Below are 13,607 nucleotides of genomic sequence, written 5' to 3'. Positions count from 1 at the left end.
ATGCAGTTCAATAGCACCAAAATGCCCGTTTGCCAACGTGGCTTTCCGGAGGCCGCGGTCGCCCGGTCGTTCGATTTCCGCTGTCCGCTAAATGTTTGCTCGGATAGGATGGCGTACAGCCGTGGGTGCATCGGGCGCCCCGGCTGAATTTCCGTGAGCGGGGCGAAGCTGCGCGACAACGCGCTTCACCTCGTGAGAACCAGGCTGGCACCGGCGCCGGCAAGGCCGAAAAGCCATCTTAAGTTGCGTGTTTCGCCGTCAAGGGGGTGACGCAGATGGGCATCATGGTTCGCAATTACGACGGCGGGATCACAAGCTCTCCCGCGCAGCTGGTGTCACCGCGCTCCGTCGACGAGATTCAATCGATCCTCAGGGATGCCGATCGCTACCCAAGCCCTGTTCGGGCGATGGGCAGCTATCATTCCTTGACGCCTTGCGCGTCCTCGGACGGGACGATCATCGACATGTCCGGGATGAGCCGCATCCACAAGATCGATCCACACAGCATGACGTTCACGGCCGAGGCCGGTCTCCAGTTCATTGCTGCATCGCGGCTATTGCGGGCGATGAACCTCCAGTTTCTGACCAATATCGAAATCGGGAACATGACGCTCGGTGCGGCGGCCTGCTGCCACACCAAGGACGGCCTGGACGGCGGCGAGTTTGGGCAGGTCGGCTCGTACATCACAGCGATGAAATGGGTGACGCCCAGCGGCGGGTTGGCGGAAGCATCGGAGGATAAAAACCCGCAACTGATGTACTTGATGCGCTCGAGTTACGGCCTGTGCGGCGTCATCTACGAGGTGACGTTTCGCATCAAGGCGCTGGAAGCGGTCCACTTTAGATATTTGCCGCGCCCGATCGGAGAGCTGACCGAGAAGGAAGTGGATGGAATCATCGATGCATCGCGAGGCCTGATCTGTTGGACGGTCGGTCGAAAGGCGCATTTCCAGACGCGGCATCCTGTCGACAGGGTTGGGCCGTTAGGGTCGCTGTTCGCCGCCGGCCGCCGTACCCTCTGGAACCATACGGAAGCCCGCGTTGGCAGGTTTATCGACAGCAGCATCCCGACCAAGCCTCTCCGGGATGCGTCGCTCGACACGTGGTTCGTTGGCAGCCGGTTGTTGATGTCATTCCTGCACTTGGTCGGCGGGGCGACGCTGTACAATCCCGACAAGACCATCGACTACAGCAAGACGCCGCCGTCGGCGCGATATGCATTTACATTCTGGGCATTTCCGCGCTCTGAATGGCTGAGTGTGCTGCGCGACTACGTGGACTTCAGCGAAAAATATTTCGAGGATCATGACTTTCGCTGCAACATGGCGCTTGGCTCCTACTTCATCCGGAAAGACGAGCATTCGTTGTTGTCCTACTCGCATGACGGAGACGTTTTTTCGGTCGACCCCATTCACGCTTTTACGGACAGGCCGGCGTGGGACGGGTTTTTGGAGGAGTTCAATGAGTTCGCGCACAAGAGGAATGGCATTCCTTTGCTGAATCAGAGTCCGTTCGTCACGCGGCAGCATGTCACGGCCGCGTATGGAGCGCGATGGACGCAGTTTTCTGCGCAAGTCAGGCTGGAGGATCCGCACGGGCGTATGCTGAACCCGTTTTTTGCCAATCTGCTCTGAGCCGGTTATGGCCAGCCTGGAGCCGTGATACGGAAGTTGACGTGCCTGCAATATCCGACCTGGACCGGAAATTTCGTGCGACGTGGTCGGACAGTGTGGCTGATTGATTGTCACCCACGGCGGCGTAGACTTCTCTCAAGAGGTGGACTTCTCTCAAGAGAATGGCGCAATCTCTGCGCGCTCAGGAAACGGTAGCGGCGCCAATCGAACCGCGGAACATTGTCAGAATTCCGGGATGAGTAATGGACGACCCTCACGACAGAGTACCCGAACGCCGGCAGCTCACCGTTCTGTTCTGCGACGTCGTTGATTCAACGGGCCTCTCCGAGCGTTGCGACATTGAGGATCTGCGCGAAATATTGCTGGAATTCCAGGCGATAAGCTCGCAATGCATCAGCAATGCCGGAGGTAGCGTCGTCAACTACATCGGCGACGGCATCCGTGCGGAATTCGGCTATCCCCTCGCATCGGAGAACGAGGCCGAGAGCGCGGTACGCGCCGGCCTTGTGTTGTTGCGGGCACTTCACGAATTGAGCGAGCGCGCCATCGCGGCGATCCAGGAACCGCTTCGCGTTCGGATCGGGGTCCATACGGGCGTTGCGGTGATCGGCAAGGCGGGGCCGGGCCATGTGCACGATGCGACGGAGATCGTCGGCGAAACGCCTAACGTCGCATTCCGGTTGCTGGAAATGGGCGAGCCCAATTCACTCGTGATCAGCGGTGAGACCAGGCGTCTCCTCCGCGGCAAATTCGCCCTGCAACCGCTCGGTATGCGTTCGCTCAAGGGATTGTCGCGAAAAGTCGAGGTCTTTCTCGTCGTGAGCGAGGCGTTGGAAGATGGCGGCGGCCATCGTGCACGCCGTCGCAATGCCTCGCGCCTGGTGGGCAGGGTCGCTGAAATGGACCAGCTGCTGCAAGCGTGGGAGCTGGTGCGGACCGGGCAGGGGCGTACGGTGGAGATCACCGGGGAGCCCGGGATCGGAAAATCGCGCCTGGCATTGGAGCTGATCGAAAGGGCCGCGCTGCCGGACGACCTGATGCTGGTGATCCAGGCCTCCGCCCCGCATCAGAACACGCCGCTATACCCGATCATGAGGGCGCTCGAGCAGCGCGTCGGCATCGGCAGGGATGGAGACGCCGAGGCGAATTTGGCGCGTCTGCGTGATTTCGTGGCCGCGACGTCCGGCGGCGATGAGGAGCAGTTGACGCTGATCGGCCGGATGCTCGGCTTGGCGGTGCCGGCGGCGTCAGGCCCGATCATTCCCGACGCGCAGGAGCAGCGTCGAAAGACGCGTGATGCGGCAGTGCGGCTGTTGATCTCGCAAACGCGCGGCGAAGCCGGCCTGATCCTGATTGAGGATTTTCACTGGGCCGATCCATCGACAATCGAGATCGTCGAGCGAATTGCCGGCCAGATCGGCGGTACGCGGAATCTCCTAGTGGTCACCAGCCGGGCATCCGTGCTTGGTCACGTGTCGCCCACGATCCTGCGTATAGTGCTTCAGCGTCTCGACGATGAGCACTGCCGCTATCTTGCCGGATCGGTCGTGCGCGACAAACAGCTATCAAACCAGCTGATCCAGCAGATTGTGGCGCGATCGGACGGTGTGCCGCTGTTCGTGGAAGAGCTGGCGGCGGCGGCCCTGGAAACTGGCCAAGTCGATCCGGGCGTCCGAACGGCCGGCGGCAGCGGACCTTCAGAAGTGCCATCGGCGCTCTACGACTCCCTGATGCTGCGTCTCGAGCGCCTTGGCAATGCCAAGGCGGTCGCGCAGCTCGCGTCGGTGATCGGCCGAAGCTTTCCGCATCGGCTTCTTGCTGCCGTCGCCGGCGAGCTTGAAGATGGCCTCGAACCGGCCCTCGAGCGGCTGCGAGCGTCTGGACTGATAGGACTTGAGCGCAACGACGACGAAAAGGTCTACTCCTTCAAGCATGCGCTGGTCCGGGACGTTGCCTATTATTCGCTTCTCAAACGGCAGAGACGAGAGCTTCACGACCGCGTGGCTGCAGAGATCGAGCTCCATCTGCCGGAGGTTGCCATCACCGAACCCGGCTATCTTGCGCAGCATCTGTCCGAGGCCGGGCGCACCTCCCGGGCGGCACAGATGCGGCTCAAGGCGGCCCAGCAGGCAGCAGAACGTTCGGCTAATCTGGAAGCCGTCGCCGAGCTCAATATGGCGCTGGAGGAGATCAGGAAGCTTCCGGCGGGACTTGAACGGGACAATCTGGAGCTGAACGCCCAGATCGCGCTGATCGGACCCACGATCGCGCTGCAGGGATTCGGCGCCGATGCGGTCGCTGACGTCAGCAGCCGCGCCATCGAGCTCTGCCGTGCCCTCGACAACGATCCGCGCATCTTTCCGGCGCTGTACGCAAGATGGTCTTATTTGCGTGTTGCAAGCAACGTGCGGGAGGCCGGCACGCTGGCGCGGGATTTTCTGACGCTCGCCGAGCAAAAGGGAACGAGGGCCGATCGGATGGTGGGCCACCGCCTGCTCGGCACGTCGCTGCTCGATGGGGAGACCGAGCAGGCGTGCGTCCATCTCGATCGGGCCGCCAAACTCTACGATGCTGCCGCCGACCGCGCGACGGGCGTGACATACGGCACTGACGTGCAGATCACGAGCCTGTCCAACCTGTGCATCTGCTACTGGCTGGTGGGCCGAGTTGCCGACGCGGTCACGCACGGCCGAGAGGCACTTCGACACGCGCAGCAATTGTCGCATGCCCATACCCTCGGTTACGCCTATGCCCACGCCTGCATGCTCTACACGCTGGAGCGGGACGTGCAGACGGTGCGGGCGCTCGCCCAGCAGACGCTCGATGGGGCGATCAGACGGGAGCTTCCGCTCTGGGTCTCGGTGGCACGGACATTTCTCGGTTGGGCCGACGTTGAAAGCGGCCGCCTCGCGGAAGGCATCGATCTGCTTGAGAAGCAGCGCGATTTTCTGCAGACGGCGCACCTCGTCTATTGGCTGCCCACTTACCTCTGCTGGTTGGCTGAGGCCTATGTCCGCGCCGACCGTCTGGCAGACGCACGGCGTTGTCTCGATCAGGCGCGCAACGTCTTCGGGCGGGGTGGCAATTACTGGTATGAGGCCGAGTGCCTGCGCATCGAAGGGCGATTTGCCGCACATGCGCAGATCAACGACACTTCGCTGGCCGAGCGGAACTTCGAGCTGGCGCTCGCGCTTGCCAATCGTCGTGGCCAGCACGGATTTGGCCTACGTGCCGCGGAGAGTCTTGCGCGCCTGCTCGCCGCCAAAGGAGAGACCGAGCGCGCCCGGACGCTCCTGCATCACGAACTGCAATTTTTTGTCGGTCAGCCGGACGGCGGCGATCGTCCGGAGGCCAGCAGGCTGTTGCACTCCCTCCAGGAGCGCTCGCGCTGACGGCTCAGATCCGGGGTCGATCAGGACATCGTCCGGCGAGACGGTGCGCATCGGCGATTTCGCCGCCGCGCAGAAGATCGGGTTGACCGCTTTCATGGGTAAGGCCGATCGAATACGGTCCGCTCCAGAGGGTTGATCGAGGCATCCGGCAATCGGGACACCGTGCTAAGGATCTTGGCTGAATGGCGGACAAGCTCGGGGTGCTAGGCAGCCTTTCTACGGTTTGACATCCCTCAAGAGAGCGCCTTTCATATCGACTATGTCGATGTGAGGCCCGCCCTTGGATACCGAGCTTGCGCGTACATTCCTGACCGTGGTCGCGACGGGCAATTTCATTACGGCCGCCGAGCGGCTTCACGTCAGTCAATCCACCGTCAGCACGCGGATCCAGAGCCTCGAAGACCTGCTTGGCTGCACGCTGTTCGTGCGCAACAAGGCCGGGGCGACGCTGACGGCAGCCGGGCGCCAATTCCAGCGTCACGCCTCGACCCTGGTGCGCACCGTCGAGCAAGCCCGGCATGATGTCGGCGTTCCCAAGGGCTTTAGCGGGGCGTTGGTGATTGGCGGCCGCATCGGGCTGTGGGAGGAGTTTCTGCTGCTCTGGCTGCCGCGCATGCAGGAGGCCAATCCGCAAATCTCCATCCGCGCCGAGAGCGCGCTCGAGCCCGAGTTGATGCAGGGGCTGGTCGAGGGCCGCATCGACATCGGCGTGATGTACACGCCGCAAAGCCGGCCCGGCCTGAAAGTCGAGCTGCTGATCGAGGAGCAATTGGTGCTGGTCTCGACCAATCCTAAAAGCGAACCCGAGCCGCAGGAAGGCTACGTCTATGTCGACTGGGGGCCGGAATTCTATGCCCGCCACAGCGCCGTCTTCCCCAATTTTGCGGGGCCCGCGCTGACTGCCAATATCGGCTGGCTTGGGCTTCAGCATGTTCTGGCAAACGGCGGCTCCGGCTACTTCGCGCACCGGATCGTCGAGCCGCTGCTGAAGGCGCGGCGCCTGCACCTGGTGGCCGGCGCGCCGAAGTTCTCCATGCCGGCCTATGTCGTCTATTCGGTCGACCAGTCGGACGACCATGTACAGAACGCCATTGTGATCATGCGCGACCTCGCCGCCGAGCAAGCGCGGCGCGTGACGGAAACGCCGGCGCGGAGCGTGCGCAAACGCCACTGACAGCAGGCTCGCAGCGGGCGGAGGGTACTAGCGCAGGCGGTGCAAGTGGGTTTCGGCGACGGCCGTGACCACGCCGATCGCGAGCATGGCGATGACGATGTCCGGGGTCGCGTCGAAGCCGAACGCAAAAACCGCAGCGGCGAACACCGCGGCCAGCATGCAGAAGGTAAAGCCCTCATCGGCGATCAATTGCCGCGCGCCGCCGACGCGCGTTGCGGGCTTGTCCGTCGAGCGCATGGGTTCGTGCCTACTGGAACAGCTTCATCGCGTTGAGCAGGGTCTGGATGACGCCCGCAAGCAAGGGGATGCCTGCGAAGCTCCAGGCCAGCGCCAATTGCAGCGGCGTGGTTTTTACGATTTTGGCATGATGCATGATGACGTCATGCTCCCGAGGGATTGTTGCTCGCCGCGGCGGCGGCAGCGATCTCGCTGGCGCGATGGGACGGCTCGATCGCCGTCATCCGGGACACACGATGGGTGATCCAGCTCAGCAGCAGCTGGGAGAATGACGCTTCGCTTCGCGATGTCGTTGTCATGGTCGCTCCTTCTGTTCCGCCGCGGCCCAAGCGCGCGCCGGCTCGAAACCTGCGTTGTCGTCTTTCATGTGATGGCGCTTGTCGACGGCGCGGACGCAGAGGTTGGCGAGGAAGCCGACCACGAGCAGTCCAGCCATGATGTACATGGTGGTGTTGTAGGCCTGCGCCTTCGGCACCCCGTGGGTGACGTTGTATTCGCGGATGTAATTGATCAGTACCGGTCCGGCGATGCCGGCCATGGACCATGCCGTGAGCAGGATGCCGTGGATGGCTCCGACATAGCGGGTGCCGAACATGTCGCGCAGATAGGCCGGCACCGTCGAGAATCCGCCGCCATACATGCTGACGATGATCAGGAAGCACAGCACGAACAGCACGACATTGCCGCTCGCGCCGGCATACGGCACGGTCACGTAAAGCGCGAAGCCGAGTACCATGTAGACGAAATAGGTGTTCTTGCGTCCGATGAAGTCGGACAATGAGGCCCAGCTGAAGCGTCCGCCCATGTTGAACAGGCTCATCAGGCCGACGAGACCGGCGGCCGCGACCGCGGTGATGTGCCCCGGGAACATCTCCTGGCTCATCGCCGAGGCTTGGCCGAGCACGCCGATGCCGGCCGTGGTGTTGCAGAACAAGACGATCCAGATCAGCCAGAACTGCGGCGTCTTGATTGCCTGGTAGACGAACACGTCATTCTTCGTCATCAGCTTGGTCGCGGTTGTCGGCGGCACGTAACCGTCCGGTTTCCAGCCCGGCGCGGGCACGCGCACGATTGCGGACCCGACCATCATGAAGACGAAATAGACGCAGCCGAGCGTGATGAAGGCGCCGAGCACGCCGACGTCGGTCGCGCTGGCGAACTTGCTCATCAGCCAGACCGAGAAGGGGGAGGCGATCAGTGCGCCGCCGCCAAAGCCCATGATCGCCATGCCCGTCGCCATGCCCGGCCGGTCGGGAAACCACTTCATCAGCGTCGAAACCGGAGAGATGTAGCCGATGCCAAGCGCGCAGCCGCCGACCACGCCGTAGCCGAGATAGATGATCCAGAGATTGTGGAGATACACGCCGAGTGCCGAGATCAGGAAGGCGCTCGCCCAGGCGACGCCGGCGGTGAACATCGCGCGCCGCGGGCCGCCTTCCTCGACCCAGCGTCCGAACACCGCGGCCGACAGTCCGAGGAACACCATCGCAATGGAAAAGATCCAGCCGAGCTCGGTCAGTTTCCAGTCGCCGGGCGCCGATTGCGTGACGCCGATCAGCTTGGTCATCGGCAGGTTGAAGACGCTGAAGGCATAGGCCTGCCCGATGCAGAGGTGCACGCAAAGCGCCGCGGGCGGCACCATCCATCGGCTATAGCCCGGCCTTGCGATCGTATGCTCGCGATCGAGAAACCGCAGTAGCGAGCGTGCAGGCATTCCCGATGCGTCGAGCGTCGTCGTCATCTTCATCCTCCTCGTGCTTCGCCATTCTTGGAGGCGGCCGTTCAGGGCGCGGGCGATAGCCGCGCTGCCTAGGCTACGCAGGAGGACGATTTTGACAAACGAATAATATTGGCCGATTAAATCGGAATATTGGATATAAAAAGCGTGTTGGGCGGGAAGCAACTAGTCCGGGCAGCGGGCGCTGCCCGGACCTCGACGATCTACAAAGTCATCTGCATCGGTTCGGGATAATAGTGGAATCCTTCGCCGGCCTTGGCGACATGGCCGTAGCCCGGCCAGGCGAAGTGATAGGACATCACCGGGATCTTGTTCGCCGCAAGCATGGTCAGCAGTTTTACGCGTGACTCGGCTGCCTGCTTGGGATCGGTATCGTAGGAGAATTCCATCCGCGGCCGCTCCAGCAGCAGCACCGAATGGTGCGAGAGGTCGCCCATGAAGGCGAAGGACTTGCCGGCCGACGAGACCATGAAGATGGTATGGCCGACGGTGTGACCGGGCGCTGCGATCGCCTGAACGCCGGGCAGGAATTCCTGGCCATCCTTGAAGAACACGATGCGGTCGCGCACCGGCAGCAGGTTCTTGCGGGCGTGAACGACGAAATCCTTGGCGTCGCTGCCGAGCTTGCCTTCGTCGGTCCAGAAGTCGAAATCGGTCTGCGAGATGTAGATCTGCGCGTTCGGAAACAGCGGCTTGCCGCCGTCGTCCACGATGCCCCCGATGTGGTCGATATGGGCATGCGAACAGACCACCGCATCGATGTCGCCGGGCTTGATGCCTGCTTCGGTCATGCTCTTCTGTTGCCGTCCGGTGGTGGCGCCGAACAGCTTGGAACTGCCCATGCCGGTATCGAACAGGATGAGCTTGTCTCCGGTGTTGACGATCGGCGAGTTCTGTTCGAGCACGACATTGTCCGGCGACAGGAAGTTGTCTGCCAGCATCTTCTTCACCTCTTCCTTGGGAACGCCGGTGAAGGTGCCGGAGGGATCGCCGAGCGGCAGCGGGCCGTCGGAGACGATGGTGACTTCGGCATCGCCGAGAACGAAGCGGTGCCAGTAAGGCGTCTGGGTGCCGAGCTTGGGAGCGCGCGCTATCGCGCTGCTGCCGAGCATTGCGCTGGCACCAAGGCCAGCCCCGAGGGCGAACAAGGCGCGACGTGAGACATCGATTGTCATGCGTTTCCTCCGCTTTTGTCTTTTGTTTTGCGCAATTGTTTGCGCGTTATTTCGGCCTGCGCCGATCGCCTCGCGTCAGCACGATCCGACCGTACAGTTGAATGCAATCAATGATTGTGTCGCGATTGTGTCTCTTGACCGCGCGTTGTCGCGGGGCCGCAAGTTTCTTTCCGCGTCGCGAATGCCGTCTCACGCAATCCGCGGCACCAGGTCACTGCCTTCCGTTTCGGCAAAGCCCGCCTGTAAAACCTCTTCGCGCTTGTGGCGCAAATGCGCGCGCAGGATATGGGCGAGGCCGACGCCGTCGCGCCTCTGCAGTGCATTCAGGATGGCGTCGTGCTCCTTCACAGCGACCGCCCAGCGCTCGGGCGTCATCGGCGTGACATAACGCGCGCGGCGGATGCGCGCGGTCACCGACGCATACAGCCCCGCAAGCACCGGGTTTCCGGCCGCAGCGACGATGCCTTCGTGAATGGCGCGGTTGCCGCGATAGTACTGGATCAGGTCGCCCTCGCGATGATGATGCACCATGTCCGCGTGCGCGCCGGCGATCGCGTCGATCTCGGCGTCCGTGATGCGCTCGCAGGCGAGTTCTCCGGCGAGTGCCTCGAGACCCTGGCAGACCTCGAACAGGTCGCGCATGTCCTTGTCGGTCAGTTTTGCCGCACGCGAACCGCGATGCGGCAGGAGCTGCACGAGCCCTTCGGCGGCAAGCACCTTGAGCGCCTCGCGGAGCGGCGTGCGCGATATCTGAAGCCGCTCGCACAGCTCGCGCTCGGGAATCCGCGCGCCCGGTGGAATTTCGCCGTCGAGCAGGATGGTCCGGATGCGGCCGACGACTTCCTCATGAAGCATGGGTCTGAAGTCCATTTGAATGCAAAAATAGAAGCTAGATGCGAATTAATGCAAGTTCCAGCTTGTAAATCGATTATTTTGCATTCAAAAATGTAAAAAAGCAGAAGGACATTGAGGAAATGGACCAGCAGGTGGTGGCGGAAGACCTCGTTTTCGAGCGTCAGGACGGTATCGGACGGATCACCTTCAACCGTCCGCAGGCCCGCAACGCCTTCACCTTCGCGATGTACGAGCGGCTTGCCGCGATCTGCGAGGAGATCAACGACGATCACGCGGTCAAGGTGCTGGTGCTGCGCGGTGCCGGCGACAAGGCGTTTGCCGCGGGCACCGACATCAATCAGTTCCGCGATTTCAAGTCACCGCAGGACGCGATCGACTACGAGAACCGCATCGATCGGGTGCTGACCACGCTCGAACAGTGCCGCGTGCCGACGATCGCCGCGATCAACGGGTTCTGCACCGGCGGCGGCGCGGGCATTGCCGCGGCCTGCGACCTCCGCATCGGCACCCAAAGCGCGAAAATCGGCTTTCCCATTGCCCGCACGCTCGGCAATTGCCTGTCGATGTCCAATGTCAGTCGTCTCACCGCACTGATCGGCGCTGCCCGCGTCAAGGATCTGATCTTCACCGCGCGGCTGGTTGACGCGACGGAGGCCGCGAGTGTCGGGCTGCTCGGCGAAGTCGTCGAGGATCTTGCGGCGCTCGACAGGCGCGCAGACGAAGTTGCGCGATTGCTCGCCAGTCACGCGCCGCTGACGCTGAATGCGACCAAGCAGGCCGTTGCGCGCCTGCAAAGGCGGCTGACGCCGGACGAAGGCGAGGACCTCATCCTGATGTGCTACACGAGCCAGGATTTTCGCGAAGGGCTCGATGCTTTCCTCACCAAGCGCGCGCCGAAATGGCGCGGCCAATAGGACGCCCCGATGCAAAGCGATCGCCCGCAATCAACCTCCCGCCGTTCGGGGCCGCTTGCCGGCCTCAAGGTCATCGATCTCACCCATGTCATGGCGGGGCCAACCTGCACTTTGATGCTGGCCGACATGGGCGCCGACGTCATCAAGATCGAGAAATCGCCGAACGGTGACGACACCCGCCATTCGGTGCCGCCGAAGATTGGCGACGAGGCGGCCTCCTTCCTGATGATGAACCGCAACAAGCGCGGCATCGTGCTGGATCTGAAGACCGATGGCGGCAAGCAGGTCTTGCGGCGGCTGATCGCGGGCGCCGACGTGCTGGTCGAGAACTTTGCGCCGGGCGCCATGGAGCGCCTTGGCTTCGGCTACGACGATCTGCACAAGCAGCATCCAGCGCTGATCTATTGCTCGCTGTCGGGCTTTGGCCGCACCGGACCCTACAAGCATCGCCGTGGCTTCGATCTGGTCGCCCAGGCCATGAGCGGCATCATGAGCTTTACCGGCGAACGTCCCGATGGTCCGCCCGTGAAATGCGGTCCGCCGCTGTCCGACATCACCGCCGGTCTGCTCGCGAGCATGGGTATCCTCGCGGCCTACACGCATCGTCTCAAGACCGGCGAAGGGCAGTGGGTCGAGACCTCGCTCTACGAGGCCGCGCTGGTGCAGACCTACTGGCAATCGACCATCGCGCTCGCGGCGGGCACCGCGCCGCGCGCCATGGGTTCGGCCCATCCGCTCAATGCGCCGTACCAGGCCTTCGAGGCCTCGGACGGCTGGCTGGTGGTCGGTGGCGCCAACAAGAAGCACTGGCTGTTGATGCTGGACGCCCTCTGCGCGAGTGAGCTCGCCTCCGATCCGCGTTTCATCAACGGCGCCGACCGCATGGCCAATCTGAAGGAGCTCGAAGCCGTTCTGAGCGAGCGCTTCCGCACCCGCACGCGGGCGCACTGGCTCGCGGCGCTGGACGAGAAGGGCGTGCCGTGCGGACCCGTGCACGACATGCTGGAGGCGCTTCGCGATCCGCAGACGCTGGCGCGCGAGATGGTGGTCGAGGTCGAGCATTCCACGCTCGGTCCGGTGAAGACCATCGGCTTGCCGGTCAAGTTTTCGGAGACCCCAGGCAAAGTGCGCACCGGCGCGCCGGTCTACGGTGAGCATACAAGCGAGGTGCTGGTCGAGCACGGGTTCGACCAGAAGCAGATCGAAGCGCTCGAAAAAGAAGGCGCGATCGTCACGGCCTCAGGAAGACGCGAGGAACGCGTCGCCTGACCGGACGTCGAGAAAAACAAGAACAAGAGACAAAAATCAGCTGGAGGACATCATGGGTCGGACGTCAACACTTCTGCTCTCCGCCGCCGCAATTGTGCTCGCCGGTACGATGCCGGCGCTCAGCGCCTGGCAGCCGCAAAAGCCGATCGAGTTCGTGGCGACCGCCGGGCCCGGCGGCGGCACGGACAATCTCGCGCGCGCGGTGCAGAACATCATCACCAAGCACAAGCTGGTGGAGCAGCCGATCGTCGTCGTCAACAAAGGGGGCGGCAGCGGCGCGGAAGGCTATGTTTACGGCAAGGCATCCGCCGGCGATCCCTACAAGGTGATCTTCGGCACGTCGAATGCCTGGCAGCAGCCGCTCGTCTCCAAGGTCGCCTTCAACTACACCGATCTCACTGCGATCGCGGCGATGGCGCAGGACGAGTTCCTGCTCTGGGTCAAGCAGGACGCGCCGTACAAGACGGCGGGCGACTATCTGAAGGCGGCCGCGTCGGGCGAATTCAAGATGGGCGGCGCGCAGTCGAAGGACACCGACGAGGTGCTGACCCGCATGATCGAGAAGGCCGGCCACATCAAGCTGACCTATATCCCTTTCAAGAGCGGCGCCGAGACCGCCGTGCAGCTCGCCGGCGGCCATCTCGACTCCCACGTCAACAATCCCAGCGAAAGTCTCGGGCAATGGCGCGGTGGAACGCAACGACCGCTTTGCGTTTTCAGTCCGAAGCGGCTGCCGCAGGGTGCCAAGGTCACCGCGACCGAGGGCTGGGGCGACGTTCCGACCTGTGTCGAGCAGGGCCTCGACATCAAGCAATATGAGCAGCCGCGGACAGTGTGGCTCCCCGGCAAGGTCACCCCGGACCAGGCCGCATTCTATGTTGACCTGATGAAAAAGGTGCAGGCGACACCGGACTGGAAGGACTACATCGAGAAGAGCTCCCAAATCGACACGTTCCTGACCGGGGACGAGCTCGACAAATTCATCAAGGAGGACCTCGAGCGCGTCAAGCAGGTCGCGGGCGAGCAGGGCTGGTTGGTGAAGTAGGACGGCACTCTTGCATGGGTGACCACGTGGACAGGCCTTCCAGCTACATCTCGGCGTTCGTGCCACAAACTCCGCCGTGGGGGGGGGGGGGGGGGGGGGGGGGGGGGGGGCCGGGCGGGGGGCCCCCCGCGGGGGCGGGGGGGGGGGGGGGGGGGCGGCGCGGGGGGGGGGGGG

Annotated in this window: 12 protein-coding genes; 6 read left to right on the top strand and 6 right to left on the bottom strand. The window is 63.1% G+C overall.

Translation table 11 applies throughout. The features are described 5' to 3' along the window. Nucleotides 1-275: 275 nt before the first annotated feature. From AC0L3C_RS01865 to AC0L3C_RS01855, 3 genes are all read left to right on the top strand, one after another. Nucleotides 276-1,634, top strand: coding sequence for an FAD-binding protein (locus tag AC0L3C_RS01865; RefSeq protein WP_473256929.1), 1,359 nt, complete (start codon nt 276-278; stop codon nt 1,632-1,634). A 242-nt stretch (nt 1,635-1,876) separates the two neighbouring features. After that, nucleotides 1,877-5,026, top strand: coding sequence for an ATP-binding protein (locus AC0L3C_RS01860; RefSeq protein ID WP_473407004.1), 3,150 nt, complete (start codon nt 1,877-1,879; stop codon nt 5,024-5,026). A gap of 280 nt (nt 5,027-5,306) precedes the next feature. After that, nucleotides 5,307-6,200 (top strand): LysR family transcriptional regulator, encoded by an 894-nt coding sequence (locus AC0L3C_RS01855; protein WP_473407003.1) that lies wholly within the window; start codon nt 5,307-5,309, stop codon nt 6,198-6,200. 27 nt (nt 6,201-6,227) lie between these two features. On the opposite strand, the gene AC0L3C_RS01850 is transcribed toward AC0L3C_RS01855, so the two are convergent. The 6 genes from AC0L3C_RS01850 to AC0L3C_RS01825 form a co-directional block, all read right to left on the bottom strand. After that, the gene (locus tag AC0L3C_RS01850) at nt 6,228-6,437 is read right to left on the bottom strand and encodes a hypothetical protein (protein WP_473407002.1); all 210 of its coding nucleotides are present in this window, start codon (nt 6,435-6,437) and stop codon (nt 6,228-6,230) included. Nucleotides 6,438-6,447: 10 nt separating this feature from the next. Further along, a complete protein-coding gene (locus AC0L3C_RS01845; protein ID WP_473278070.1) occupies nt 6,448-6,573 on the bottom strand; it encodes an MFS transporter small subunit in 126 nt (41 codons plus the stop codon). Between the two features lie 7 nt (nt 6,574-6,580). Next, nucleotides 6,581-6,736 carry a hypothetical protein gene (locus tag AC0L3C_RS01840; RefSeq protein WP_473278071.1) on the bottom strand — a complete coding sequence of 52 codons (156 nt, stop codon included), beginning with the start codon at nt 6,734-6,736 and terminating at the stop codon, nt 6,581-6,583. Continuing rightward, on the bottom strand, nt 6,733-8,178 hold the full coding sequence (locus tag AC0L3C_RS01835) for an L-lactate MFS transporter (RefSeq protein ID WP_473407001.1): 1,446 nt from the start codon (nt 8,176-8,178) through the stop codon (nt 6,733-6,735). Before AC0L3C_RS01835 ends, AC0L3C_RS01840 begins: the two co-directional genes overlap by 4 nt. A gap of 200 nt (nt 8,179-8,378) precedes the next feature. Continuing rightward, the gene (locus tag AC0L3C_RS01830) at nt 8,379-9,350 is read right to left on the bottom strand and encodes an MBL fold metallo-hydrolase (protein WP_473407000.1); all 972 of its coding nucleotides are present in this window, start codon (nt 9,348-9,350) and stop codon (nt 8,379-8,381) included. A gap of 189 nt (nt 9,351-9,539) precedes the next feature. Beyond that, nucleotides 9,540-10,205, bottom strand: a complete 666-nt coding sequence (locus AC0L3C_RS01825; protein WP_473256921.1) for a GntR family transcriptional regulator — start codon at nt 10,203-10,205, stop codon at nt 9,540-9,542. A gap of 119 nt (nt 10,206-10,324) precedes the next feature. Between AC0L3C_RS01825 and AC0L3C_RS01820 the strand changes: the two genes are divergently transcribed. Genes AC0L3C_RS01820 through AC0L3C_RS01810 form a run of 3 tightly spaced genes read left to right on the top strand, consistent with a single transcriptional unit; the run spans nt 10,325 to nt 13,433 of the window. Continuing rightward, complete coding sequence (locus tag AC0L3C_RS01820) at nt 10,325-11,119, top strand: enoyl-CoA hydratase/isomerase family protein (protein WP_473406999.1); 795 nt, start codon at nt 10,325-10,327, stop codon at nt 11,117-11,119. 9 nt (nt 11,120-11,128) lie between these two features. Continuing rightward, on the top strand, nt 11,129-12,388 hold the full coding sequence (locus tag AC0L3C_RS01815) for a CaiB/BaiF CoA transferase family protein (protein ID WP_473406998.1): 1,260 nt from the start codon (nt 11,129-11,131) through the stop codon (nt 12,386-12,388). Between the two features lie 52 nt (nt 12,389-12,440). Further along, the gene (locus tag AC0L3C_RS01810; protein WP_473406997.1) at nt 12,441-13,433 is read left to right on the top strand and encodes a Bug family tripartite tricarboxylate transporter substrate binding protein; all 993 of its coding nucleotides are present in this window, start codon (nt 12,441-12,443) and stop codon (nt 13,431-13,433) included. Nucleotides 13,434-13,607: the final 174 nt, after the last annotated feature.

The sequence above is a fragment of the Bradyrhizobium sp. WSM4872 genome, from assembly GCF_055811715.1.
Note: the sequence above shows the minus strand (reverse complement) of the source record. Positions and strands in the feature narration are given on the sequence as shown.